At 36.6% G+C, this 24,240-nt stretch carries 27 protein-coding genes; 10 read left to right on the top strand and 17 right to left on the bottom strand.

Annotated features, from left to right (window positions below; all coding sequences use genetic code 11):
• Positions 1 to 206: 206 nt before the first annotated feature.
• Positions 207 to 1,796 carry a hydroxymethylbilane synthase gene (gene hemC / locus ACN1CD_RS08595; RefSeq protein ID WP_419129977.1) on the bottom strand — a complete coding sequence of 530 codons (1,590 nt, stop codon included), beginning with the start codon at positions 1,794 to 1,796 and terminating at the stop codon, positions 207 to 209.
• Positions 1,797 to 1,987: 191 nt separating this feature from the next.
• Entirely contained in the window at positions 1,988 to 3,214 is a 1,227-nt protein-coding gene (gene hemA / locus ACN1CD_RS08590) for a glutamyl-tRNA reductase (protein ID WP_419129976.1), read from the bottom strand.
• Positions 3,215 to 3,318: 104 nt separating this feature from the next.
• Between hemA and ACN1CD_RS08585 the strand changes: the two genes are divergently transcribed.
• Complete coding sequence (locus ACN1CD_RS08585) at positions 3,319 to 3,717, top strand: MauE/DoxX family redox-associated membrane protein (protein WP_419129975.1); 399 nt, start codon at positions 3,319 to 3,321, stop codon at positions 3,715 to 3,717.
• 104 nt (positions 3,718 to 3,821) lie between these two features.
• Complete coding sequence (locus ACN1CD_RS08580; protein ID WP_419129974.1) at positions 3,822 to 4,646, top strand: alpha/beta hydrolase family protein; 825 nt, start codon at positions 3,822 to 3,824, stop codon at positions 4,644 to 4,646.
• 16 nt (positions 4,647 to 4,662) lie between these two features.
• Here the strand turns inward: ACN1CD_RS08580 and ACN1CD_RS08575 are convergent, their stop codons facing one another.
• On the bottom strand, positions 4,663 to 5,937 hold the full coding sequence (locus ACN1CD_RS08575) for a mechanosensitive ion channel family protein (protein ID WP_419129973.1): 1,275 nt from the start codon (positions 5,935 to 5,937) through the stop codon (positions 4,663 to 4,665).
• Positions 5,938 to 5,972: 35 nt separating this feature from the next.
• Positions 5,973 to 7,958, bottom strand: coding sequence for a (E)-4-hydroxy-3-methylbut-2-enyl-diphosphate synthase (gene ispG, locus ACN1CD_RS08570; RefSeq protein ID WP_419129972.1), 1,986 nt, complete (start codon positions 7,956 to 7,958; stop codon positions 5,973 to 5,975).
• 164 nt (positions 7,959 to 8,122) lie between these two features.
• Between ispG and ACN1CD_RS08565 the strand changes: the two genes are divergently transcribed.
• Positions 8,123 to 9,319 (top strand): ATP-binding protein, encoded by a 1,197-nt coding sequence (locus ACN1CD_RS08565; protein WP_419129971.1) that lies wholly within the window; start codon positions 8,123 to 8,125, stop codon positions 9,317 to 9,319.
• A 113-nt stretch (positions 9,320 to 9,432) separates the two neighbouring features.
• On the opposite strand, the gene ACN1CD_RS08560 is transcribed toward ACN1CD_RS08565, so the two are convergent.
• From ACN1CD_RS08560 to ACN1CD_RS08545, 4 genes are all read right to left on the bottom strand, one after another.
• Positions 9,433 to 10,047 (bottom strand): RDD family protein, encoded by a 615-nt coding sequence (locus ACN1CD_RS08560; protein ID WP_419129970.1) that lies wholly within the window; start codon positions 10,045 to 10,047, stop codon positions 9,433 to 9,435.
• An 85-nt stretch (positions 10,048 to 10,132) separates the two neighbouring features.
• A complete protein-coding gene (locus tag ACN1CD_RS08555; protein WP_419129969.1) occupies positions 10,133 to 11,119 on the bottom strand; it encodes a LiaF transmembrane domain-containing protein in 987 nt (328 codons plus the stop codon).
• A gap of 5 nt (positions 11,120 to 11,124) precedes the next feature.
• Positions 11,125 to 11,823: a PspC domain-containing protein gene (locus ACN1CD_RS08550; RefSeq protein WP_419129968.1), complete on the bottom strand. Its 699-nt coding sequence runs from the start codon at positions 11,821 to 11,823 to the stop codon at positions 11,125 to 11,127.
• Positions 11,824 to 11,842: 19 nt separating this feature from the next.
• On the bottom strand, positions 11,843 to 12,532 hold the full coding sequence (locus ACN1CD_RS08545; protein ID WP_419129967.1) for an SDR family oxidoreductase: 690 nt from the start codon (positions 12,530 to 12,532) through the stop codon (positions 11,843 to 11,845).
• A gap of 145 nt (positions 12,533 to 12,677) precedes the next feature.
• On the opposite strand from ACN1CD_RS08545, the gene ACN1CD_RS08540 reads away from it, so the two are divergent.
• From ACN1CD_RS08540 to ACN1CD_RS08510, 7 genes are all read left to right on the top strand, one after another.
• On the top strand, positions 12,678 to 13,412 hold the full coding sequence (locus ACN1CD_RS08540; RefSeq protein ID WP_419129966.1) for an MlaE family ABC transporter permease: 735 nt from the start codon (positions 12,678 to 12,680) through the stop codon (positions 13,410 to 13,412).
• Complete coding sequence (locus ACN1CD_RS08535) at positions 13,412 to 14,164, top strand: ABC transporter ATP-binding protein (RefSeq protein ID WP_320465486.1); 753 nt, start codon at positions 13,412 to 13,414, stop codon at positions 14,162 to 14,164. The genes ACN1CD_RS08540 and ACN1CD_RS08535 overlap by 1 nt, the downstream gene beginning before the upstream one ends.
• Before the next feature lie 21 nt (positions 14,165 to 14,185).
• Positions 14,186 to 14,419 (top strand): DUF2281 domain-containing protein, encoded by a 234-nt coding sequence (locus ACN1CD_RS08530; RefSeq protein WP_419129965.1) that lies wholly within the window; start codon positions 14,186 to 14,188, stop codon positions 14,417 to 14,419.
• 99 nt (positions 14,420 to 14,518) lie between these two features.
• Entirely contained in the window at positions 14,519 to 15,400 is an 882-nt protein-coding gene (locus ACN1CD_RS08525) for a class I SAM-dependent methyltransferase (protein ID WP_419129964.1), read from the top strand.
• Positions 15,401 to 15,493: 93 nt separating this feature from the next.
• Entirely contained in the window at positions 15,494 to 16,540 is a 1,047-nt protein-coding gene (locus ACN1CD_RS08520) for a hypothetical protein (protein ID WP_419129963.1), read from the top strand.
• Between the two features lie 64 nt (positions 16,541 to 16,604).
• Complete coding sequence (locus ACN1CD_RS08515; RefSeq protein ID WP_419129962.1) at positions 16,605 to 18,011, top strand: hypothetical protein; 1,407 nt, start codon at positions 16,605 to 16,607, stop codon at positions 18,009 to 18,011.
• Between the two features lie 23 nt (positions 18,012 to 18,034).
• Positions 18,035 to 18,217: a peptide-methionine (S)-S-oxide reductase gene (locus ACN1CD_RS08510; protein ID WP_419130050.1), complete on the top strand. Its 183-nt coding sequence runs from the start codon at positions 18,035 to 18,037 to the stop codon at positions 18,215 to 18,217.
• A 19-nt stretch (positions 18,218 to 18,236) separates the two neighbouring features.
• On the opposite strand, the gene ACN1CD_RS08505 is transcribed toward ACN1CD_RS08510, so the two are convergent.
• The 9 genes from ACN1CD_RS08505 to infA form a co-directional block, all read right to left on the bottom strand.
• A complete protein-coding gene (locus ACN1CD_RS08505) occupies positions 18,237 to 19,325 on the bottom strand; it encodes an acyl-CoA dehydrogenase family protein (protein WP_419129961.1) in 1,089 nt (362 codons plus the stop codon).
• Positions 19,326 to 19,397: 72 nt separating this feature from the next.
• Positions 19,398 to 20,018, bottom strand: coding sequence for a nicotinamide riboside transporter PnuC (pnuC, locus tag ACN1CD_RS08500; protein ID WP_419129960.1), 621 nt, complete (start codon positions 20,016 to 20,018; stop codon positions 19,398 to 19,400).
• Between the two features lie 528 nt (positions 20,019 to 20,546).
• The gene (gene rplQ / locus ACN1CD_RS08495; RefSeq protein WP_419129959.1) at positions 20,547 to 21,083 is read right to left on the bottom strand and encodes a 50S ribosomal protein L17; all 537 of its coding nucleotides are present in this window, start codon (positions 21,081 to 21,083) and stop codon (positions 20,547 to 20,549) included.
• A gap of 126 nt (positions 21,084 to 21,209) precedes the next feature.
• On the bottom strand, positions 21,210 to 22,202 hold the full coding sequence (locus ACN1CD_RS08490; RefSeq protein ID WP_419129958.1) for a DNA-directed RNA polymerase subunit alpha: 993 nt from the start codon (positions 22,200 to 22,202) through the stop codon (positions 21,210 to 21,212).
• An 85-nt stretch (positions 22,203 to 22,287) separates the two neighbouring features.
• The gene (rpsD, locus tag ACN1CD_RS08485) at positions 22,288 to 22,896 is read right to left on the bottom strand and encodes a 30S ribosomal protein S4 (RefSeq protein WP_029282720.1); all 609 of its coding nucleotides are present in this window, start codon (positions 22,894 to 22,896) and stop codon (positions 22,288 to 22,290) included.
• A gap of 62 nt (positions 22,897 to 22,958) precedes the next feature.
• Positions 22,959 to 23,348: a 30S ribosomal protein S11 gene (rpsK, locus tag ACN1CD_RS08480; protein WP_131532654.1), complete on the bottom strand. Its 390-nt coding sequence runs from the start codon at positions 23,346 to 23,348 to the stop codon at positions 22,959 to 22,961.
• Positions 23,349 to 23,447: 99 nt separating this feature from the next.
• Entirely contained in the window at positions 23,448 to 23,825 is a 378-nt protein-coding gene (gene rpsM / locus ACN1CD_RS08475; RefSeq protein WP_010599886.1) for a 30S ribosomal protein S13, read from the bottom strand.
• Between the two features lie 69 nt (positions 23,826 to 23,894).
• Positions 23,895 to 24,011 carry a 50S ribosomal protein L36 gene (gene rpmJ, locus ACN1CD_RS08470; protein ID WP_010599887.1) on the bottom strand — a complete coding sequence of 39 codons (117 nt, stop codon included), beginning with the start codon at positions 24,009 to 24,011 and terminating at the stop codon, positions 23,895 to 23,897.
• 1 nt (position 24,012) lies between these two features.
• Positions 24,013 to 24,231: a translation initiation factor IF-1 gene (gene infA, locus ACN1CD_RS08465; RefSeq protein WP_010599888.1), complete on the bottom strand. Its 219-nt coding sequence runs from the start codon at positions 24,229 to 24,231 to the stop codon at positions 24,013 to 24,015.
• Positions 24,232 to 24,240: the final 9 nt, after the last annotated feature.

Raw genomic sequence — 24,240 nt, 5'->3', positions numbered from 1 at the left:
GATGATTTTAAAATCAAGTATTTAGTATCAAGCATCAAGACTTGAATATCGTTTTCCTTCAGGATGATTTTAAAATCAAGTATTTAGTATCAAGCATCAAGACTTGACCATTATTTCCCTTTAGAATGATTCACCGAGGTATTTGCTTTTCGCTTTAGTCTTTCGGCTTCCAAACTTCTGACCTCCGTCTTCGGACTTACGAGCTCTTACCTTATCTCTATTCCAAAAACTGCTTCAGTCAAGCCGATTTCATCAGGCGAATAAGGCAAAGCATACGTTACCCCCATTTCATCAAACTTTTTACCCGTAGAATTACCGATAGCAATCACCTGCTGACCAGGCTCTAACAGATTATCAGCAAAATATGCATCAACATTGGATGGACTGGTAAAAATCAGAACATCAGCGTAGCTTTGATCGATATTTTCTTCAATTACCGTCTCGTAAATTGGCAAATCGATAATCTTAGCATCGGCTGGCAAAGATTTTTGAATGGATTGCAAGGAGTCTTGTGCCCTGGGAAACAAAATATTCTTTCCAGAAACCAGTTTTGCAAAATCTTCTGCAACTTCCGTGATATCGCCACTTTCGCCAACGAAATCAGCAAAATGGCCAAATTTACGCAATGCATCTTCCGAGCCCCTACCTACCACACCAAACTGTGTTTTTTTAGGCAACAATGGTTTAAGATTGAAGAAATATTCAACGCTGTTACGGCTACTAAAGAAAACCCAGTCTATATTTTTTAAGATAAACTGATCTAAAACCGTTACAATAGGGAATGTACGAATTAAAGAACGTCCTTCAATTTCGATATCCTTACTTTCTAAAGCTTTTCGGAAATAGCTATGTTCGCCAATTTCGCGGGAGATGAAAACCTTTGCAGGTTTCTTTCTTTCCTTGCTAAATTTGGCAATAATTTTTTCTGCTAAACCTTCAGCAGTTTCCGATCGTAGAAATAAACGCTCTGGAAAATCATCTGCAGTTTCTGCTTTTGAGGTCCACACCTCGAAAGCACCATCTTCTTTTTTGCAGTAACAACCTAAAGGCATGTGGCAACCACCTTCGAAAAGATTTAAAACTTTACGTTCTACGCCAACCTGTTCGGCCGTTTCAGGATCATGAAGTTTCTGAAGGGCATCAAAAAGTTCGCGATCGCTTTCTCTGATCTGAATGGCTAAAGCGCCTTGAGCAGGCGCAGGAACAAATTCTGTCGGCGCTAATTCTTCTACATGAAACTCACTAACATCTAAGCCTAAACGTTTAATGCCTGCTTTCGCCAACATAATGGCATCGTAGCTTTCATCTCTGAGTTTTTGAATACGTGTTGGCACGTTTCCGCGTAAATCTTCTATTTCCAGATCAGAACGCAAGCCCAATAACTGCGCTTTCCTCCGGTTTGATGAAGTACCCACCATTGCTCCTTTTTTCAAAGATAGCTTCTGTGATACATCAACGCAATCCTTTAAAATCAGTAAATATTCTGTAGCCTCTTCGCGGGGCGGAATGGCAGCAATGGTTAAGCCTGCAGGATGATTTGTTGGTAAATCTTTTAGGCAATGTACTGCCAAATCAATTGTACCAGCTAAAAGTTCTTCTTCCAATTCTTTGGTAAAAAAACCTTTTCCTTCCAGTTTATCCAATCTCAAATTCAGGATTTTATCGCCCTGCGTTTTGATGATTTTTATTTCTGCCTCAATTCCGATTTCGGCCAACTCATTTTGAATATGGTTAGCCTGCCATAAAGCTAGTTCGCTACCGCGTGTTCCGATGGTTAATTTCTTCACTATAAACATTTAATGAACTGCAAATTTAAGGTAAATTTGCTTTATACCATGATTTGTTTAAAAATGAGACAGTGAGGTTACAGAGATGGGAGATTGATATGAAAGTTGCGTAATAGCAGTGCTTGCTACGCATTGAAAATTCACCAAAAACAAGCTTTAATACGCTTTGCGGTTAAACCGAGGAGTTGATCCGAATCGAATTATGATTGTTTAACCAGAATTTCTTTTGCCATTACCATTGGAACACTGATGCATTTTTTCTCCATGTAATTCATCACCCGTTCCAATACTTCACGAGATGCTTCATCCATTTGACTAATTTCATCAGCAAACACACCATTTAAGGCTGTATTTTTAATTTCTTTAATTTTACGTGGCACATCCTGCATGGCTAACTCGATGCGACGTTGTTTCAGCACCGTTAAGAACTCGGTGATATTAGCACTGATAATATCTTCGGCATGAACCAACTCATTGTAACGCTCTTGAATATTTTTGCGGGCAACCTCTTTTAAAGATTCTACCTCAATATAATAAACCGGGTTATTATGAATCACTGCAGGAGCCACATCATTTGGAATTGCAAGATCCACAATCACCTTTTTTGTTTTATCCTCATTAAGCAGCTTAGCATAAAGTGCTTCGGTAATAATTGGCTCGGTAGAACCCGTACAAGTAATGATTACGTCAAAACCTTCGGTAAAATTTTCGAGTGCAGCTAAAGGATATGCTTTCCCGTTAAGTTCTTCTGCAAGCGATTCCGCTTTAGAAAGCGTACGATTAAATACAGAAAAATTCGAAAACTGATGCTTATTAAGATATTTAGCAATATTTAGATTGGTTTCTCCAGCACCAATGATTAGCACGCGTGGATTAGGAGATACATTTAATTCCTTTAGCTTGCGGTAAGCCAATGAAACTACTGAAACTGGATTTTTAGAAATATTGGTATGGGTATAAACCTCTTTCGCAGTTTTTACCACCTGATCCATAATCATTCGCATGTAATCGCCTGTAAAACCTGCATCGCGACAGTTTTCATAAGCTTTACGAATTTGAGGAAGAATTTCTTTTTCTCCAACTACCAAACTTTCTAAAGAGCAAGATGTTCTTAATAGGTGATTAAAGGCTTCTTCGTTTTCATAAACAGTAACATTATCAAGAAAACGCTCCATAAATTCAGGAGGAAGGCCCATATCTAAAACCGTGAGAAATCTGGTTACAAATTCTTTATCGGTTTTCTCTTTAGTAAGAAAAACAAACTCTACCCGGTTACAGGTACCGATATAGAAAATTTCGCTAACGGGAAGTTCATTTTGAATATTCTTCAATCTACCATCTAAACTCTGATCACAAATAACTAATTTCCCTAAAGATTTCAGGTCGATGTGATGATGCGTGAATGCTATTACTTTTAAATATTCCAAGTTGTTCCGTTGTTAACTACTGTCGGGATACAAAAGTAGCACGGTTGCCTGATGTCATCGTCATTCATCTGTAATTTACATCAATTTAGAACGGTTTTAAATAAATGCAAAACACTGACAATTCTTCTCGGATTTTTAAATTCTTTTTGTGGATTTATGCCCTATTTTATATCCTGGCGGGGATAAATCATTTTAGATCAACCGAAGGTTATTATGCAATAATGCCAAACTGGATACCTACACATCAGTTTTTAATTCATTTATCTGGCATCTTAGAAATTACTTTCGGAGTGATGTTGCTCTTCAATCGAACCAGAAAAGTAGCAGGATGGCTAATTATTTTAATGCTTTTGGCCTTTATGCCTGCCCATATTTATATGATCCAAAAAGCACCATTCCTGCTTGGAAAAATTGAAATAACGCCATTAATCGCATGGATTAGAATCCCCTTTCAGGTATTTTTTATCTGGTGGGCCTGGATTTACACTAGAAAAAATGATTAAAGCAGAAAGCAGCTACAAAGTGAAGCAGCATGCAAATGCTTTTCTTCAAATCACAACAAAATCTGGTTAAGCTGGTTTATTATTTATACCAATACCTTAAAAAGATGATTATACAGAATGAATTTAGCCTTACTGGCGCTGACGGAAAATTAATTATTGGCGACATTACTTTCGAAGATAAAAATCCAAATACGCCAATTATACTATTTGTTCACGGCTTTAAAGGATTTAAAGATTGGGGGGCACATAATTTTGTTGCCCGTTATTTCGCAGCGAATAATTACCGTTATATCAAGTTCAATTTATCACATAACGGTGTGACTGCCGAGAACCCAAAAGATGTAACTGATTTGGAAGCATTCGCTAGCAATACGGTTTCTAAAGAACTTTTCGATATCAACGCCGTACTCGATTTTATCGAAAAAGCTTATGGAAAAGAAACCGGGGTCAACTTAATTGGACACAGTCGTGGTGGTGGTTTAGCTATTATTGAAGCTGCAAATGATTTAAGAATTAAGAAACTAATTACTTGGAGTGCAATCTCCAGCTTTGATAGCCTTTGGAAAAAAGAGCAAGAGGCGGAATGGAAAAAATCTGGAAAAATCTATGTAACCAATGCCAGGACAAAAGAGCAAATGCCATTAAACGTAACACTGCTGGAAGATTTAGAAGAAAATGCTGAAACATTAAATATCGTTGAGGCGGCAAAACGCATTAACATTCCATGGCTTATTGTTCATGGCGATGATGATGTAAATGTACCTTTCGAACATGCACAGCAATTAGCAGATGCCAATCCAAATAGTAGAATCATAAAAATTGAAGGTGCAAACCACGTTTATGGAGCAAGCCACCCTTATGAAAATGAAACGTTACCCCCACTTTTATTTAAAGTTTGCGAGAAATGTTTAACTTTTTTGGGAGAGTAGAATAACTAAGAGGGGCTTAATCATCCCCTCTTCTTACGAAACCCCGCATATCACTTCCACTCGGACTTTGAAAAATTTCTAAATCGAAGTATGGTACCGTAGCCAACAGGTGATCAAAAATATCAGCAGCTACTTCTTCAAATTTCTTTAACCCTTTTTCTTTCGAAAACACATAAATTTCGATGGGCAAACCATTCTCAGTAGCCTGTAACTGGCGAACCATAAAAGTTAAATCGGTATTTATAGATGGATTACTTTCTAAATATTTTTCAGCATAAACTCTGAAAGTGCCAATGTTGGTCATATGGCGACCATTAACGAGATTATTAGGATTTACCGTATTTTCTGCGTTAAACTGCTCGATTTGCAATTGCGTTTCTTTTAAATAATCTTTTAAGAAATCGATGCTTTGCAAGCGGCCAATTAATTCTTCATCACAAAATTTAATACTTGATATTTTTATATTGATGTGGCGTTTAATCCTCCGTCCTTCACTTTCTTCCATAGCCCGCCAGTTTTTAAATGACTCACTTACAATGGCATAACTCGGCACAATAGTTACGGTTTTATCCCAATTTCTTACCTTAATTGTTGTTAAGTTGATCTCCGTTACTTCGCCATCAGCACCATATTTTTCTACTGTGATCCAGTCGCCAACACGAACCAGATCGATGGCACTCATTTGTACAGAGGCCACAAAACCTAAAATAGGATCACGGAAAACTAAAATGAAAACAGCAGTTACCGCTCCAAAACCTCCAAAAATATAGAGGAGCGATTGGTTAAGGATGATGGATAAAATCAATACAAAACCGAAAATGTAGATAATGATTTTGGCTACCTGCTTGTAACTTCTAATGGGTTTATCAGCATACTTGCGCGACGATTCCATAATGGAAACAAGTGCATTTAAAAATGCATTAATGGCAAATAAAGTAGCCAGTACGACATAGATTTTCGAAAAAATCAGCGCGTAGAAAAACCAGTTTTTAAAATCTATAAAAACATAAGGAACCGCATTGTATATAATGTAGGCACCAAATATTAAAGCGAAAGCCCTGAAAACCCGAAATTCATATAATGCTTGCTGCCAGTCTGATTTTGTTTTTGCACTTTTTACCACACCAATAAAAACTTGCCGGGTTACAAAAATTGTGATGAACAAAAACAACGTAACACTTACTGATCCGATGAGGAAATAGCTGTAAATTAATGCACCACCGGTTAATCCCTGTTCGATTAAGAGTTTTCTTAATTCATTAAAAATGGATTCAAACTCCAATAGATTCATGAGCAATATTTAGGTTTTATTAGTAGATGATGGCACTAAACTTTCTCTACCCAATTGCCATCATTTTTAATGATATCAATAAGTTCATCTAAAGCAAAGGCAGTAGTCACGTTTTTCTTCACTACTTCCTGGCCGCGATAGAGTGTAATTTTATCCGGACCAGTACCTACATAACCATAATCGGCATCGGCCATTTCTCCAGGACCGTTAACAATACAACCCATGATACCAATTTTAAGTCCTTTCAAATGATCGGTACGGGAACGGATTAACTGAGTTGTTTCTTGTAAATCAAAAAGTGTTCTGCCGCAACTTGGACAAGAGATATATTCGGTTTTACTGATGCGTGTACGTGTAGCCTGTAAAATCCCAAAACTGGTTGCATTAATTAAAGCTAAGTTTTGCCCTTGAGCATCAATCCAGATTCCATCACCAAAACCATCGGTAAATAATGCGCCTAAATCGGTAGCCGCGTAAAGCATTAGAGTGTCTGCATCTAAATCCTGATAAGTTCTTTTAATGATTACCGGGATCTGGATGTTCTTTTCCTGCAAAGCAACAAAGAAAGCTCGCTGTTCAGCCATTCCATGATTTGCAGATGTATTTAAAATTAATACGACAGACTTTTCTAATTGCCGGACGGCTTCTATATCAACTAGCTTCGCATCAATTTCTACAAAATTTAAGAATTCGTCTTTAACCTCAGCTTTGCTAAATCCATCTAAAGAAAAAAGTGGGTGACAATTGTGTTTATCACGAAGATTTAGCCATGTATTATAGTTATAAACCTGCTTTAAATTCCCTGGGAAAGAAAAAGATGGCAAGTTATCGCCTAAAAAAGCTAAATCACATGCTTGATCTGCCAGGTTATACTTATCTAATCCGGCACTGTAATTATATCCAACAGCATTTAAGAAATAAGGATCTTTTAGATTTTGTTTGGAAACATCAATCATTACAACCGGGTGATGGTGATCACCAATATGCTGAACAGGTTCTGTTATTCTTCGAGAATAGGAATATGGGCTGTAAGTTTTGATGGAAGATGTAGAATGGAAAACGGGAAATGTAATTTCAGCTCCCTGACCTCCGACCTCCGACTTCTGACTTCTTAAAACATATCTGTCTGCTAATGCTTTCGCCACAGGCGCTTCAAACTCCGGATCTTCAGTTAATGAAACCCGAATAGTGTCGCCTAAACCATCTTCCAGCAAAGTTCCGATTCCGACCGCTGATTTAATCCGGCCGTCTTCTCCATCTCCAGCTTCGGTTACGCCAAGGTGTAAAGGATAATTCATTCCCTCCTTTACCATGGTTTCAACCAGCAAACGATAGGCCTGAACCATTACCTGGGTATTGCTGGCCTTCATCGAGATGACCAGGTTATAATAATTCTCTGCCTCGCACATGCGGATAAATTCCATTGCCGATTCTACCATCCCACGTGGTGTATCACCATAATGGCTCATAATCCGATCGGACAGGGAACCATGATTGGTTCCTATGCGCATGGCTGTACCGTATTCTTTGCAGATTTTTATGAGTGGGATAAATTTTTTATTGATTCTTTCTAACTCAGCGGTATAAGCGTCTTGAGTATATTCCAGGTTTTCGAATTTCTTTTTATCTGCATAATTTCCTGGATTTACCCGAACCTTTTCCACGATTCTGGCAGCCATTTCAGCTGCATTGGGCGTAAAGTGAATATCAGCAATCAACGGCACATCGTATCCGCGAAAACGTAATTCCTTTTTAATATTGGCTAAATTTTCAGCTTCTTTGATACTGGGTGCCGTAATCCGAACATATTCACAGCCGGATTCTACCATGCGAATGGTTTGTTCAACCGTTCCAATGGTATCCATGGTATCGGTTGTTGTCATCGATTGGATACGAATGGGATTATGACCGCCCAAAGCAATATCTCCGATCTTAACTTCGCGGGTTAAAAACCTGGAATACTGCGTTAAACTGTTGCAATATCCTCCACCTAACTCATGCTTTACCGATAAATTTTCCATGCGACTGCAAAGATAAGCTAAATGTTTAATTGTTAAATCGATGGATTGTTAAAATGTTGGAGATAGTAAAAATCTAATTTTGATATAAATTACAAGCATTTTTTGTTTATTTTGCTATTAATTTATAGCAATTTTTACTATTTTTGCTTCTAAATACTATCAAAATGGAAAACCTCAGGCTTAAATCTAATTTAATCGTACAGCAACAAACAATGGATATTGTGAGGCCATTATCAAAAACGATAGACTGGAGTGATAGACTTATTAGCATTTTGGGCGCCAGAGGGACTGGCAAGACTACCTTGATTTTACAGCACATTAAAGCTAATTATGGTTTAAGTGATGAAGCGTTATATGTTTCTATGGATGATATTTATTTCTCCAATAACAAATTATCAAACTTTGCACAAGAATTTAGACAAAATGGAGGAAAAATATTATTTATTGATGAAGTACACAAATACCCGGATTGGGCAAAAGAAATAAAAAATATATACGATTTTTATAAAGACTTAAAAATCGTATTTACAGGTTCATCTATTATCGATATCTCCAGACAAAAAACAGATTTAAGCCGTAGGGCAGTACAATACGAATTAACAGGATTATCTTACAGAGAATTTTTAAGTTTTAGTAATATTATAAATCTTGATGCTATTTCATTAGAGGATTTGCTTCAAAATCATATTCAAATTGCACATGATTTAATTTCAAAATTTAAGCCGTTACAATACTTTAATGAATACTTAAAACATGGTTACTATCCGTTTTTTGTAGAAAATATCAATACTTATCACCTACGTTTAGAAAAGGTAGTAAGATTAATTATAGAAGAAGATTTGCAGTTTATAGCAGGCTTTAACCCGCATCATTCCCGAAAAATCTATCAATTACTTTATATTTTATCTACTAACGTTCCTTTTAAACCTAATATTAGCAATTTAAGCGAAAAAACAGGAATTAGCCGAAATACGATTGTAGATTATTTGTATTACTTACATAATGCAAAGTTAATAAACTCGCTTTCGGCAGCTGGTAAAAGCATTAGCACTTTACAAAAGCCAGATAAAATTTTTTTAGAGAATACAAATCTATCATTTGCATTAAGTCCGAATAATACAGAGAAAGGCTCATTACGGGAAGCTTTTTTCATGAATCAAGTTATAAATGCCGGGCATGATATTAATTTACCGCTAAAAGGCGATTTTTACGTTAATGACAAATTCACTTTTGAAATTGGAGGTAAAGGAAAATCAACTAAACAATTAACTGGTATTGAAAATGCTTTTTTTGCCGTTGATGATATGGAGGCAGGAATAGGTAATAAAATTCCTTTGTGGATGTTTGGTTTGCTTTATTAATTTTATAATAGTTTTAAAATAAATAGTTAAAACGGAAATAATATTATTGAAGCTGGGATGTTAGCTTTTACCATTCAATCTATCTTAAATTGTAGAAACATATCCAGTCTTTCCTATATCAATCTATCCTTTACAACTAAAGTATCAGCAGTGATATCATGCCAGCATTGGTTTTTCTTGTTCAGAAAGCTGTATAGATAGCCAAAGAAAACCGGAATTACTGACATTATTTTTGAAAGATTGCGGCCCAGTGAACGCCCGAAAGAGATCCGGCTTCCTTCTAAATCTGTAACCTTTATATTTAGCATTCTTTTCCCAATGGTGGCTTGAGAAGCCGAAGATTCTGCAAAAATGCCGTAAACCAATTTTACGATAAAAATAACCGGAAAAGGGACTAAGAAAGCTTTTATTCTTTCATCTTTCCCTGGAATAAAAATATAGCTGGTTAAGATAATAATTGTATAAAAGCCGAAGATGATGAAGTGATCGATCACGGAGGCTAACAGCCTTTGGTCGAAAGCTGCAAAATATTGAGGCGCGGTCTTTTGATATTTGAAACCAAGAAGCTCACGCAATTCGGGAATTGCATGAGCTTCTTTATAATCATCCATACCGGGTTTGCGAATAAAAGTATTTGCACTAATGCTTAAATCTTTTAAATCGGCTAAACTATACGGACCCTGCGGCTTACCATTTATTACTACTGTATATTCTTTATCAGGATTCATTTAAGATTAGGATTGGTTAGATGTTAGGATTTTAAGATTAATGTTTAGGAACTTCCTGCCATTTTCCATCTAACATCTTCCATCCTTAGTATCTGCTCACTTCAAAGTTACTTAATCCTCCATCTAAATTGATAAAAATTTTATTGGTAGATGTTTTATAATTTGAAGTTTCATAGAGTCCATCATTAATTTTTTCAAAGCCTTCAAAATCCTTTGCCGATAAGCCGGTTTGTGTTTTTATTCTACAACCTGAATTGGTAGGGATTTTAATTTTAACATCTGCCACGCCAGATTTTACAACAACATCTGTTATAGGCAAAAGGTCTCCAAATTTTATATCCAGGGCAGCAGCGCCACCATCAAACCGAAAAGTTCTCACCTTATATTCCTGGAAATCCATATTAGCAGCACCAGCACCAAGTTTCATTAATACATCCCAATTGGCTGCTTTATTTAAGTTGAAGTCAACATCGTTTGATCCATTATTGAAATTCCATTTTTTTCGTTTATCTTCTAACTGAAACGTTAATACAGTAGCACTATCGGTAACTGCTTTTTTCAATGAAAAGTTACCATTTTTCCCTTTCACACTGGCATCTATCAACGCTGACGTTTCCCCGTTTAAATTGAACGAAATGCCTCCCCCGGAAATATTTAAGATCGTTTTCTTTGTATTATCTGTTGCAACAAAGGGTTCTGACAATTTAAATTCCTTAACTGCGACGCTATCGCCATCATTGTCATCGTCATCATCGTTATCGTTATCTCCATCGATATTAATATCTATATCTTTTTTGAAATTTCTGCCCCACCAAGAACCTTGCTCCGGAACTTGCTGTCCTTTAACAAACAAGAATGACAATGCTACCACTAAAACGGCAATAGAAATAATGCTACCCGTTTGTGAATTATTTTTGTTGAATAAAATATTTAAGCCACCAATGATTAAGAATATAGGCCAAAAGCCCCATACGTTACGCCAGTAAAAATCTATTACTCCAAAGTTTTCGAGTAGAAGTACACCGCCAATGAAAAGCAGTAAAATACCCCAAATTAATCTATCTAATTTCATAATATTTATAGTTGAGGATTATTTGTTGTTGAATTGTTTGTGTTGTCATGATTTATTGTAGGTTCACTTTCTACCACAACTTCAGAGAAGTCTGCCTTTTTCTCTTCTTCGGCGGCTTGTTGCTGCTGAAAGGCCTGCCAATCGTTTTTTCTTTTAGATTTTGCGATGATACTGATGCCTAATGCAATAAAGATTAGTGGCCACATAAATTTAAAGAAGTTCCTGATGGTAAACCAGTCTGGAATAAAATCCATTTCCCGCATTAAAAAGAAACAGCCAATAACAAGTAATACTAAACCAGTAACCGTTCGTCCGGTATCATTGGGTTTATTAAACTTACTAAAATCTGGTTGTGTTTCGAAAGGCGTTTTTTGTGCATTTTCATTAACGGGCTGTGTCCAGTTCGCATTGCCTGAACCTACTGGCCCAGTAAATGGTGGAGGATTTCCAAATGGCGCACTATTTGGATTGTTTTTGTTGAAATAATCGTTAAATTTTGAAAATCTAAAAGCAGGATCATTGTTAACCGGAACAATTGCCCACATGATGATATAGGCTATCAGGCCAGCCCCAGCCATAAAAATAGTAGATAATACAAATAATAATCTGATTATGGTAACCTCTACCTGCATATAATCTGCAAGACCTGAAGCTACCCCGGCAATCATCTTATCGTGTTCGTTTCTAAAAAGCTTCTTTTCCATAACGCGGTTCATTTTGTGTTTAAAAATTGAGCGGAGTGATTAAAACCTCGTCAACATTTACCCCTTTACTTAAGGTTAAGATGGTATAAAGTGTATCTGCAATATCAGCGGGTTGTACAAATTTTTCATCAGGAATTGTTGTTCCTTCCCATGATGCTGTTTTTGTTGAACCCGGCAAAAAAGCAGTTACTTTAACGTTGTGTGGTGCTAACTCTTGCCGCAATACATGATTAAGACTTAACATCGCTGCCTTTGTTACACTATAACTACCACCATTTTCTACAGGGCTTTTACTTGCCACCGAACAGATGTTAAAAATATGACCATGCTGCTGTAAACGCATTTCTTTCGCGAAAAACTTGCTGATATAATAAGTTGCATTTACATTCAAATCCTGTTGTTGCTCAAATGTTTCATCCGCTTCATCTAACAAACTCCCGGGCATAAATATGCCAACGTTGTTAACCAGGACATCCGCAAAGCCAAATTCATTTTTTACCTGATGGAGAAATTTATATACATCTTCCTTAACGGCGCAGTCTACAGGGTAAGTAAGGATTGTTCTACCTGAAAAAGAAAGCTCTCTCTGCAATTGTTCTAAATCTTCCGGGCTTCTGGCTACCAGCGCTAAATCATATCCTTCGTTCCAAAGTTTAATAGCTATTGCCCGGCCAATGCCTTTTGTTGCGCCCGTAATTACCGCTTTCATTTTTTGTAGTTTAATTTTTGTTAACAAAAAACCATATTTATATTCGAAACCACGAATAATTTTTCAATTATCAAAGCGCTCCAACTTTTTTATCGTTTCTTTGTAGTAATATAAATGATCATTTAAATTAAGCAACACATACGGAATGAATTTTACCAATTTCGGGAGATACATCCTGCTGCTCAAATCTGTTTTCAGAAGGCCGGAAAAACTAAAAATATATTTAAAGGAAATTGCCAAACAAATGGATTATGTAGGCGTGGGTTCTTTGGGCCTTATTGCTATCATTTCTACATTCATTGGAGCAGTAATGACTTTACAGATTGCTTTCCAGTTGGTAAGTGATTTTATTCCAAAAACTATTATTGGTTCCGTAAACAGGGATTCGAGTATTCTAGAATTAAGTCCAACAATCAGTGCTATTGTTTTAGCAGGTAAAATTGGTTCGGCTATCTCATCCGAAATCGGTTCGATGCGGGTTACCGAACAAATCGATGCCCTCGAAATCATGGGTATTAATGCGCCTGGTTATTTAATTCTTCCAAAAATCATTTCGGGCATTACAATGGTTCCAATGTTGGTGATCATTTCTATGTTCTTAAGCATTTCTGGCGGTTACATCGGTGGCTCTGTTTCTGGCGCTGTTACCCCTGCAGAATATCTTCAAGGGATTACAACAGACTTTAACCCTTATACTATAGTTGTTGCATTGGTAAAGGCCTTTGTGTTTGGTTTCATCATTACATCGGTTCCTGCATACGAAGGTTTTTATGTTCGTGGTGGCGCTTTAGAAGTTTCACAGGCAAGTACAAGAGCGGTTGTTATTAGCTGTATCTCTATTCTTGTTTGCGATTATTTAGTTACCCAATTGTTATTGTAATGATCGAAGTTAAAGACATATATAAATCATTCTCTGGAAACGAAGTTTTAAAAGGCATCTCTGGTAAGTTTGAAGAAGGAGTTACCAATTTGATTATTGGAGGCTCAGGTTCTGGTAAAACTACCTTATTAAAGTGCATGGTTGGTTTACATCAGCCAGATTCGGGTTCTGTTTTGTACGATGGACGTGATTTTACACCAATGACTTACGAGCAAAGGATTGAAGTTCGTAAAGAAATTGGAATGCTTTTTCAGGGGTCTGCTTTATTTGATAGTATGACGGTAGAGGACAACATCATGTTTCCACTCAATATGTTTACTGATCAAACCAGGAAAGAAAAACTAGAACGGGTTAATTTTTGTTTGGAGCGGGTAAACCTTGCTGGTAAAAATAAATTATTCCCTGCAGAACTTTCAGGTGGAATGAAAAAACGGGTGGGTATTGCCCGTGCCATTTCTATGAATCCTAAGTATTTGTTCTGTGATGAACCTAACTCTGGCTTGGATCCTAAAACATCAATTGTAATTGATGAGTTGATTCAGGAGTTAACAGAGGAGTTCAAAACCACAACAATTGTTGTTACCCACGATATGAACTCTGTGATGGGGATTGGGGATTATATTTTATTCCTGCACGAAGGAAAAAAATTCTGGGAAGGCAGCAACAAGGAAATCGCACATACCGAAATCAAGGAATTAAATGACTTCGTTTTTGCAAGTCGCTTTATGAAAGCTGCAAAAGACAAGTTTTAAGAAAATTCCTATATTTGTTTAATGACTACGGCTACAAAAAACATCATTCACAAATTAGAAACCTTACCAGAAAGCATGGTAAACGAGGTAGAAGATTTTATTGATTTTTTAAAAGCTAAACACTCGAAGAGTTTTTATAAAGAAGGCATAGACCAAAACCAAGTTGTTGAGGAACCAAAAAGCTTATATGGTGCTGCAAAGGGAACTATACTTTACATTTCTGAGGATTTTAATGAGCCGTTAGATTTCAAATAAACAAAATCGTCATTGCGAGGCACGAAGCAATCTCCTTCTGTATATCTATCGCATTAAGATTGCTTCGTGCCTCGCAATGACGACCTATACAAATAATACATGATACAATTATTGGCCCCAACGCACTGGAAAGATTATGAACTGATTGACTGCGGGGATTTTGAAAAATTAGAACGTTTTGGAAATGTGATCTTAATCCGTCCTGAACCACAGGCTGTTTGGAAGAAAACGTTATCAGAAGAGGAATGGAAAAAAACAGCCAATATTACATTCAGAGGTCGTTCGGCGACTTCTGGCGAATGGGTGAAGAAAAATCAATCGATCCCTGATCGCTGGCATGTTGAATATAAAAATGATGAAGTGGCCATTAAGCTTCGTTTAGGCTTAACATCTTTTAAACACGTTGGGGTTTTTCCTGAACAAGCTGTAAACTGGGATTTTATCTCTTCATCAATCAAAAAGTTTAAAACTCCGCAACCAAAGGTGCTAAATCTTTTTGCCTATACAGGTGCTGCATCGCTAATTGCAAATGCTGCAGGCGCCGAAACCACTCACGTAGATTCAATTAAACAGGTGGTTACCTGGGCGAATGAAAATCAGGAATTATCTGGTTTGAAAAATACCCGCTGGATGGTTGAAGACGCTTTGAAGTTTGTTAAAAAAGAACTTAAAAGAGGCAAGAAATACAACGGCATTATTTTAGATCCACCTGCTTATGGCCATGGCCCTAATGGTGAGAAATGGAAACTGGAAGATCATATTCAGGAGATGATGCAAGATGTTGTACAGCTTTTGGATGAGCAAGAACATTTTCTGATCCTGAACACTTATTCTCTGGGGTTTTCTTCTATAATTGTTGAAAATTTAATCCGTACCTCATACCCAGGCGTAAAAAATTTAGAAGTGGGTGAATTATATTTGCAGGCAACTGCAGGCATTAAACTTCCTTTAGGTGTTTTCGGTAAATTCTGTAATGTATAACTAACTTGCCTAAGTCATCAAAATTCCATACCTTTTCCACGTAAAAGCAGATATTTAAAAATGCCTATACTTTAATAAACTATTATCTTATCTATGAAATTTCCCCATTTGGCAGGCACAGTTATACTTGGTTTTGCCGCAATCAGTTTATTTGCAAACTGTAATTCAGAAGGCAAAAACAGTAACGGAGTTAACCAAACTTCATCTGACACTACTAAAAAGAAAACGGATTCAGCAGCAAATGTAATGAAGCCTGTTGATCCAAAATTATATGATTCGCTGGTAAAAAAATTAGCTAATGGCGATACAACAGGCAAATGGCCGGTTAAAAACCAACCTACTCCTTTGGCTGGTGCAATCCTGCCATTTAAACGCATCGTAGTATATTATGGAAACCTTCACTCTAAAAAAATGGGGGCTTTAGGTGAATATGCACCAAAGGAAATGTGGCAACGTTTAAATACAGAAATTAAACGTTGGGAAAAAGCAGATCCATCCACCCCGGTACAGGCTGGTTTGCATTATATTGCCGCAGTAGCAAGCGGAACACCTGGTAAAGACAAAAAATACATCAACAGAATGGGAAATAAACAGATTGATTCTGTTTTGAAGATCGCTCAAATGCAGCCAAATACCATTGTATTTCTTGATTTGCAGGTTGCACTAAGTACCATTAAAGCCGAACTTCCACATATTGAAAAATACCTTCAAATGCCAAATGTTCACTTAGGAATAGATCCGGAGTTTTCGATGAAAGATGGCTCCCTTCCAGGTAAAAAAATTGGAACTTACGATGCAGTAGATATTAATTACGTAACGGGTTATTTAGCTGATCTTGTTAAAAAATACAATTTGCCTCCAAAGGTTTTTGTACTTCACCGTTTTACCAAGAAAATGGTAACCAATTCTCCTAATATCAAATTACGCCCGGAAGTTCAGGTGGTAGTGCACATGGATGGATGGGGTGAGCCTGAATTAAAAAAAGGCACTTACCGTCACTTTGTTTACGGCGAACCTGTTCAGTTTACTGGTTTTAAACTTTTTTACAAGAACGATTTAAAGAAAGAACCTAAACGATTATTAACTCCGGAAGAGTTGTTGAAACTCACCCCGAAGCCGATATATATTCAGTATCAATAATATTTTAAGCCTGCAACTTCAATTGCAGGCTTTTCTTTGCGTCTTTATTTAACACTCGTCAATCATGAAAACAATCCTCTCAATTATTGCTTTACTCCTATCACTTTCAGGTTTTTCTCAGGAACTGAAATCTTCCAAGTTTTTAGCTACTGCACTTTCTCTGTCGGCCGAAACCGGTAAGCCTGTATTGCTGATCATTAATGCACCTAAATCGGCACCTCCTAAAAATTTACCACCAAATGCGAAAGTCAGCTTTAAATCGGCATTAGATGAAGAAGATGTAATTGCAAAAATTGATCAAAATTTTACGGTCTATAAAACGAACATGATGGATACCAGTATAAGGTCTATTATCCGTTTAGGTAATATCAAACGTTTCCCGGCCTATGTTTTCCTCCGGCCGAGCAAAGAAATCTTTTTTAGTGATTTTGGAAATTCAACAGATAAAAAGAAATACTTATTGATGGTGGATCATGCCTTGGCAGCCTATAAAGAAAAATCAATATCAGAACTTGAAAAAGATGTAGAGGCAGATGGTGGCAATATTAGCTTAATAAAGAAATTAATTGATTCCAGGAAGAAAATCGGGATAACGAACAATGCAGATTTAATTGAGAAATATGTAGGCAACCTGAAAATTGCCGACTTCAATAATTACGATAATATACTTTACATTTTCGAAGCAGGCCCATACGCAGACGGTATTGCTTACAAAATGGCGTATACTAATAAAAAGTTGGTTGATAGTTTTTACAGAACCGAACCATTACAGAAAAGGGTAACTGTTAACAACGGAATTATTTCAAACACCATGATGGCTGCTGCAAAAGAAAAAAAAATAAGTAGAGCCATGGCGGGTGCAAATTTTGCCCGTTCCACATGGACAACGGACTATAGAGCCGGAGAAAGAGCATTCAATAACCAAATTCTTTGGTACTATAATACGGTAAAGGACACTGCCAATTACATGAGGACAGCAATGTATTTTTACGATAATTACTACATGAATGTTAGTGCAGATAGTATTAAAAAGATTGAAGCACGCAATCATAAAGCTAACATGCCAAGCCCATTGCCTAACAAAACTGATGTAAAAATGGTATCGAAGGAGAAGATGGATAGTCTAATGAAGGTTTCAGGATCGAAAAGTATAACACAATCAATTGTTGCGGTTACATCTTCGTCGAGCAGTTATGCAATGGAGTTAAACAATGCAGCCTGGAAGTTTTATGAAATTGGGACAAAGAATATCAACAACTTAACTAAAGCGATGATATGGAGTCGCCGATCAATAGAGTTAAATCCTTTGTCAGGATATTACGATACCTTAGCTCATATTTTATATCGGATGGGTTATTACGAGGAAGCAGCTAAAACTCAGGAGACAGCTATTAAAAAAGCAAAGGAAGAGAAAACATCAATTGCTAATTTCGAATCAGAGTTGAAAAAGATAAAAGCCAAATCTCTGTAAATTAAACATCTTAAGTATTGGAGGTGATTACCAACGAACATATTTTCCAGAAGCCTATTATTACGGAAATTAGTCTTGCTACTACTTTTTACCAAGCAGAAGATTATCATCAAAACTACTTTTCGCGAAACCAATTCAGGCCTTTCTATACCTTCGTTATCCAACCAAAATGGATAAGCTTGTTGCAGACTTTAAAAACAAACTAAAATCAAACTTATCTCTACCTTAACTCTCGAAGGTAAGCAATGCATGTTGACTCGCCGTATGAATGTCTCTCCAAACCCGGTTAATTTCAGATTCTTTTTTCGCAGCTTCTAATCCGCAATAAGGAAAAAGTGTATCTGCAGTTCTTCTGCAAACATGAGCAAGTTTTCTACTCGCCTTACTTACAGATTCCAACTGCTGATCTTCTATAGCGCCAGCATGAATTAGTTGATCCCACGACTCATCGAAAGCTTGATAAAATTGAATCCTTAACGTTTCAACTTCTGTTTTGCATTTATTCAATTCAGCGTTAAAGAAGGCTATTTGATTTTCATTGTATCTGCGCAGGCCGGTGCGAGACAAAAAAGAATTTTCTACCAACCGGATAAAATGCTGGCCCATGCCAAGGCTATTTACAGCCAGTGTAGTTTCTGCCAGTTGTAAGAAAGGATAATCAAAGCCTTCGCCTGCAACTTCAATATTGTTATTAATTTTAAAAGTTCTATTTTTCGGAACAACCAAATCTTTAACTTCGAATGCATGGCTTCCCGTTGCCATGAGACCAAAATAAGACCAACCTGAAAGAATCTCAACTTCATTCCTGTTTAGGATAAAGGACGAGATTTCAGGATTTCCTTCCTCATCCAGGATGTCGGTTCCATCTGCTTTTTTTAATATACAGTTTGCAGTAAAAATAGTTGCATGCAAAGCACCACTGGCATACTTCCAATGTCCGTTAATTAGATAGCCGTTTTCGGTTTCTATTGCGATCCCACCAACAGCACCACTTCCGGCGAAACAAACCTTTTTATCAGCAAAAATTTCTTGTGCTAGTGCCGGATTTAAAAATCCTGCAAACCATCCTGCACCGGCGCAAAGTGTAACTGTCCAACCCAAACTCCCATCAGTTTCTGCCAGTTCCTCTTCCAATCTTAAAATTTCCGGAAGTTTTTTCCCTGCTCCACCGTAAATTTCAGGAACAAAAAGTTTAAACCAGTTTTCCTGATAGGCTAGCTCCAAAATCTCAGGATGTAGTTCACCCATTGCTTCAGATTGCGCTGCAAATTTGCGTACCGTTTCTTGCCAGGTTTGTGTTAATGTATCTTGCATATTTTTTCTCTGTTTATTTATTGCCAAGGTAATGTTGAGGTCATAGAAAACAACTTTGATTTCGCGAAAAAACTAGGTCATTCTCAGGTTTCTGTTGCCGATAATCTTTTTCCAGTCTATAAAACCGAGTATCGCTACCACAAAAAGGAAAGTAGTTAAACAGGCCATCAAGGGTAGCTTTTTATGAAACAATAAAGGAATAGCAACTATATTGGAGATGTTAAGGAAAATCCAGTTTTCTATTTTACGCTTGGCTAAAAGCCACATGCCGGCCCAAGCGGTTGATGAAACAAAGGCATCAAGAAGCGGTACGTCAGAGTCTGTATGATTTCGTAATACAAAATACAAGATAAAGAAACCGACAACGGAAATAAGTATAGCAATTAACAACTCTTGGTTTGTACTCCATGATACTTGGTTTTCGCCATCAATCTTGCGCTTTTTCCAAATCATCCAGCCGTAAACACTCATCACCAAATAGTAAATACTCAGCAACATTTCTGCATAGAGTTTCACATTCAGCAAGAGAAACATGGATAATAGAATAGAAATTATTCCTGTTGGATAAAGCCAGATATTGTTTTTTTTAGCCAGTAAAACCTCAGAAACGCCGAAGCCAACAGCCAGCCACTCTACAATGGAAGTGTGTAAAATTTGTTCCTGAAAAAGCCTGAACCACTCTTGAAAATTCATTTACAATAATTTTGTCTTGCGACTAATAAAAAATAATTGAAACTGCTTTCAGGGCGAAACAGTGTTTTGAATTTAACCTCTTCCCTACGTCGGCATTATCCGAATCAGGTAGTATAAGGCAGAGGGATAGAGGGTTTAAAGGAGGAGGGTTTAACCTTCTACTTTCTGTCCATCTGCCTTCTACCTCTTTTGGGTGTAATCTCAGCCAATGGCTACAACAGAAATTGCAAGCCCATCAGCACCCCTTTGAGTAAGGCAAATATAAGTTTTAAATTAATAGGTTTTGGTTCTATATGGAATTTACATTGCCACCTTCATCAGGCGACTGATATTGTGTTTCGGTTGTTGAGACACCAGCCCGATAGGTTACTTATAGATAGCGGTCGTGTTAAGATCACTACATACGCCGAGTCATAGCGAGATATTACAACCATATTTTGCAAGAAATATTATTAAACAAAAAAGTCCTGCTCTTTCGAACAGGACTCTCTTTTTATCTTTAATTTAAACCCTCTCTTTTGGAAGGGATTATTCTCCTTTTGGTTCTTCTGTAGCAGAAGCTTCTTCAGCAGCAGGTGCTTCAGTTTCCACTTTCTCAGCAGTTTCAGCTTTCGCCTCATCAGCTTTAGGAGCAGCAGTAGATTTACTTCTACCACGACGAGTAGTTTTCTTCTCTTCTTTTGCTTCTACATCTTTGCCATAAACTTCATTATAGTCTACCAATTCAATTAAAGCCATTTCAGCGTTATCACCTAAACGGTTGTTTAATTTAATGATACGAGTGTAACCACCTGGACGGTTTGCAACTTTCTCAGCAATTTCGCGGAATAAAATCGTTACTACTTCTTTATCTTGTAAATAAGCAAATACTGTACGACGTGAGTGAGTAGTATCATTTTTTGATTTAGTGATAATTGGCTCAACATATACACGTAAAGCTTTTGCTTTAGCTAAAGTTGTTGTAATTCTTTTGTGCAAAATTAGTGATGAAGCCATATTAGCCAACATCGCTTTTCTGTGTGAGGTAGTTCTACCTAAGTGATTGTGTTTTTTACCGTGTCTCATTTCGAGTGTTATAAAGTATATACCGTCTCTTTGCAATTAAGCTGAGGGAATTATATACCATGAAAAAATATTATTTATAGTTAAGTTTCGGACTCAAGACTTTTGAATCCGAACTCATGACTATTTTTATTCTTCGTCTAATTTAAATTTAGACAGGTTCATACCAAATGATAAACCTTTTGATTTTACTAATTCCTGAATCTCTGTTAAAGATTTTTTACCAAAATTTCTGAATTTTAACATATCAGCAACATCGTAAGAAACTAAATCAGCTAAAGTACGGATATCAGCAGCTTTTAAGCAGTTTAATGCCCTAACTGAAAGATCCATATCCACTAATTCTGTTTTAAGGATTTTACGCATATGTAAAATTTCCTCGTCAACTTCTTTAGTTTCTTCTTTAGCTTGAGATTCTAATACTAAGTTCTCATCAGAGAATAGCATAAAGTGTTGGATAAGAATCTTAGCCGCTTCTTTTAATGCTTCTTCAGGATGAATTGAACCATCAGTAGAGATATCTAAAACCAATTTTTCATAATCCGTTTTTTGTTCAACACGAAAGTTTTCGATCGTGTATTTTACATTTTTCATTGGAGTATAAATCGAATCGATCGCAATAACACCTACAACAGCATCAGCAACTTTATTTTCTTCAGCAGGTACATAACCACGTCCTTTATTGATGGTTAATTCCACTTCCAAAGTAACAGATTTATCCATATTGCAAATAACATGCTCAGGATTTAAAACTGTAAAGTTGTTAGAGAATTTAGTGATATCACCAGCTTTAAACTGATCCTGACCATTAACAATGATGAAAACTTTTTCTGCATCACCCGAATCACCAGATTTCTTAAAACGAACTTGTTTTAAGTTTAAGATGATATCAGTTAAATCTTCTACAACACCTTTCATGGTAGAAAACTCATGAGAAACGCCTGAAAAACGAATAGTAGTAATAGCATAACCTTCTAATGAAGAAAGTAAAATTCTTCTTAAGGCATTACCAATTGTTACACCGAAACCGGGCTCTAAAGGACGAAATTCAAATGTGCCATCGAAATCGGTTGATTTCTGCATGATCACTTTGTCTGGTTTCTGAAATGCTAAAATTGCCATTTATATTTTTTTAAATTCGTTATTGAATATATAGTAATATGAAAAAAGTTAATTACCCTTTTGAGGTAATTAACCAGATCATTTATTACTTTGAGTATAACTCGATGATTAAGTTTTCCTTGATGTTTTCAGGAATCTCATCACGTTGAGGGTAGGTTAAGAATTTACCAGTTAATTCACTAGCATTCCACTCTAACCAAGCGAACTTATTAATTGTTCTACCTGCAACTGAGTTACTAATTGATTCTAAAGATTTAGATTTTTCACGAACAGCAACCACATCACCAGCTTTTAACTGATATGAAGGGATATTTACAACTTCACCATTCACGGTAACGTGTTTATGGCTAACTAACTGGCGTGCACCAGAACGGGTTGTTGAAATACCTAAACGGTAAACTGTATTATCCAAACGTGCTTCTAATAACTGAAGTAAGTTATCACCGGTAATACCAGCACGAGAAGATGCTTTTTTAAACAAGTTACTGAATTGTTTTTCTAATACACCATAAGTATATTTTACTTTTTGTTTCTCCATTAACTGGATAGCATATTCAGATTGTTTTCCTCTTCTTTTTGATGAGCCATGTTGCCCAGGAGGATAATTTTTTCTGTCTAACACCTTATCAGGACCGAAGATTGGTTCTCTGAATTTACGGGCGATTTTTGATTTTGGGCCTGTATATCTTGCCATTTTTTTTTCTGTTTTAAAGTATCATTCGGCCTGTAACCGAAGATTCTTAGCTTTAAAATTAATTAAACTCTTCTCTTTTTAGGAGGACGACATCCGTTGTGAGGAAGTGGAGTGATATCTTTAATAGACATTACTTCGATACCTGCTACTTGCAAAGTTCTGATTGCAGATTCACGACCTGAACCCGGACCTTTTACAAACACTTCAACTTTACGTAAACCTAAATCAAATGCAACTTTACCGCAATCTGATGCTGCTTGACCAGCTGCATACGGTGTGTTCTTTTTAGAACCTTTAAAGCCCATTTTACCAGCTGAAGACCATGAAATGGTTTGTCCGCCGTTGTTTGTTAAGGTAACGATGATGTTATTGAAGGTAGCATTGATATGCGCCTGTCCAACAGACTCAATTACAACGATACGTTTTTTTGTTACTTTTTTACTCTTAGCCATGTTTTATATTACTATAATGAGAGAATGTTTGAATGATGAATGGTAGAATGTAAAACATTCAATAATTCAATCCTTCTATTATTCAATCATTAATTTTTTCTACTTAGTAGCTTTTTTCTTGTTAGCAACTGTTTTTCTCTTACCCTTACGAGTACGTGAGTTGTTTTTAGTACGCTGACCACGAGAAGGTAAACCTTTTCTGTGACGTAAACCGCGGTAACAACCAATATCCATTAAACGTTTGATGTTTAACTGAACCTCTGAACGTAAAGCACCTTCTACTTTAATTTCATCGTTAATCATTGTACGGATTGCTGATAACTCATCATCAGACCAGTCTTGTACTTTTTTGTTTAAGTCGATACCTGCAGTAGTTAAAATACGTTGTGCAGTAGTTCTTCCTATTCCGTAGATATAAGTTAAACCAATCTCTCCTCTTTTGTTTCTTGGTAAATCAATACCTGAAATCCTTGCCATATTTGTTTATGTTTTACGTAATTCCGAACGGCGGGCCACCGTTGTGCGGATCATTACAATATTTTAAAATTACCCTTGACGTTGCTTGTATTTAGGATTTTTCTTGTTGATAACGTAAAGTTTACCTTTACGGCGAATAATCTTGCAATCAGCGCTACGTTTTTTAATTGATGATCTAACTTTCATTTTATTTATATCTATAAGTGATGCGTCCCTTTGTTAAATCATAAGGAGACATCTCTAATTTTACTTTGTCACCAGGAAGGATTTTGATGTAGTGCATCCTCATCTTACCTGAAATGTGCGCGATAATCTCGTGCCCATTTTCAAGTTCTACCCGGAACATTGCATTAGACAATGCTTCTCTGATTACTCCGTCTTGTTCAATTGAGGCTTGTTTAGCCATATTTTGTTG

It is taken from the genome of Pedobacter sp. N23S346 (assembly GCF_048515415.1).
In the GTDB taxonomy this organism is placed as follows: domain Bacteria; phylum Bacteroidota; class Bacteroidia; order Sphingobacteriales; family Sphingobacteriaceae; genus Pedobacter.
The sequence above is the reverse complement of the archived record's forward strand: the minus strand, read 5'-3'. Positions and strand labels throughout refer to the sequence as shown.

Excerpts from the sequence above, each read along its gene's own strand:
- ACN1CD_RS08525 (WP_419129964.1), top strand. The coding sequence starts at position 14,519 with ATGATACAATTATTGGCCCCAACGCACTGGAAAGATTATGAACTGATT.
- rpsM (WP_010599886.1), bottom strand. The coding sequence starts at position 23,825 with ATGGCAAGGATTTCAGGTATTGATTTACCAAGAAACAAAAGAGGAGAG.
- rplQ (WP_419129959.1), bottom strand. The coding sequence starts at position 21,083 with ATGAGACACGGTAAAAAACACAATCACTTAGGTAGAACTACCTCACAC.
- rpmJ (WP_010599887.1), bottom strand. The coding sequence starts at position 24,011 with ATGAAAGTTAGATCATCAATTAAAAAACGTAGCGCTGATTGCAAGATT.
- ACN1CD_RS08580 (WP_419129974.1), top strand. The coding sequence starts at position 3,822 with ATGATTATACAGAATGAATTTAGCCTTACTGGCGCTGACGGAAAATTA.
- ACN1CD_RS08555 (WP_419129969.1), bottom strand. The coding sequence starts at position 11,119 with ATGAAATTAGATAGATTAATTTGGGGTATTTTACTGCTTTTCATTGGC.
- ACN1CD_RS08550 (WP_419129968.1), bottom strand. The coding sequence starts at position 11,823 with ATGGAAAAGAAGCTTTTTAGAAACGAACACGATAAGATGATTGCCGGG.
- ACN1CD_RS08540 (WP_419129966.1), top strand. The coding sequence starts at position 12,678 with ATGAATTTTACCAATTTCGGGAGATACATCCTGCTGCTCAAATCTGTT.
- ACN1CD_RS08505 (WP_419129961.1), bottom strand. The coding sequence starts at position 19,325 with ATGCAAGATACATTAACACAAACCTGGCAAGAAACGGTACGCAAATTT.
- rpsK (WP_131532654.1), bottom strand. The coding sequence starts at position 23,348 with ATGGCTAAGAGTAAAAAAGTAACAAAAAAACGTATCGTTGTAATTGAG.
- ACN1CD_RS08560 (WP_419129970.1), bottom strand. The coding sequence starts at position 10,047 with ATGAATCCTGATAAAGAATATACAGTAGTAATAAATGGTAAGCCGCAG.
- hemC (WP_419129977.1), bottom strand. The coding sequence starts at position 1,796 with ATGTTTATAGTGAAGAAATTAACCATCGGAACACGCGGTAGCGAACTA.
- ACN1CD_RS08515 (WP_419129962.1), top strand. The coding sequence starts at position 16,605 with ATGAAAACAATCCTCTCAATTATTGCTTTACTCCTATCACTTTCAGGT.
- rpsD (WP_029282720.1), bottom strand. The coding sequence starts at position 22,896 with ATGGCAAGATATACAGGCCCAAAATCAAAAATCGCCCGTAAATTCAGA.
- ACN1CD_RS08490 (WP_419129958.1), bottom strand. The coding sequence starts at position 22,202 with ATGGCAATTTTAGCATTTCAGAAACCAGACAAAGTGATCATGCAGAAA.
- ACN1CD_RS08575 (WP_419129973.1), bottom strand. The coding sequence starts at position 5,937 with ATGAATCTATTGGAGTTTGAATCCATTTTTAATGAATTAAGAAAACTC.
- ispG (WP_419129972.1), bottom strand. The coding sequence starts at position 7,958 with ATGGAAAATTTATCGGTAAAGCATGAGTTAGGTGGAGGATATTGCAAC.
- ACN1CD_RS08545 (WP_419129967.1), bottom strand. The coding sequence starts at position 12,532 with ATGAAAGCGGTAATTACGGGCGCAACAAAAGGCATTGGCCGGGCAATA.
- infA (WP_010599888.1), bottom strand. The coding sequence starts at position 24,231 with ATGGCTAAACAAGCCTCAATTGAACAAGACGGAGTAATCAGAGAAGCA.
- pnuC (WP_419129960.1), bottom strand. The coding sequence starts at position 20,018 with ATGAATTTTCAAGAGTGGTTCAGGCTTTTTCAGGAACAAATTTTACAC.
- ACN1CD_RS08565 (WP_419129971.1), top strand. The coding sequence starts at position 8,123 with ATGGAAAACCTCAGGCTTAAATCTAATTTAATCGTACAGCAACAAACA.
- ACN1CD_RS08585 (WP_419129975.1), top strand. The coding sequence starts at position 3,319 with ATGCAAAACACTGACAATTCTTCTCGGATTTTTAAATTCTTTTTGTGG.
- ACN1CD_RS08520 (WP_419129963.1), top strand. The coding sequence starts at position 15,494 with ATGAAATTTCCCCATTTGGCAGGCACAGTTATACTTGGTTTTGCCGCA.
- ACN1CD_RS08535 (WP_320465486.1), top strand. The coding sequence starts at position 13,412 with ATGATCGAAGTTAAAGACATATATAAATCATTCTCTGGAAACGAAGTT.
- ACN1CD_RS08530 (WP_419129965.1), top strand. The coding sequence starts at position 14,186 with ATGACTACGGCTACAAAAAACATCATTCACAAATTAGAAACCTTACCA.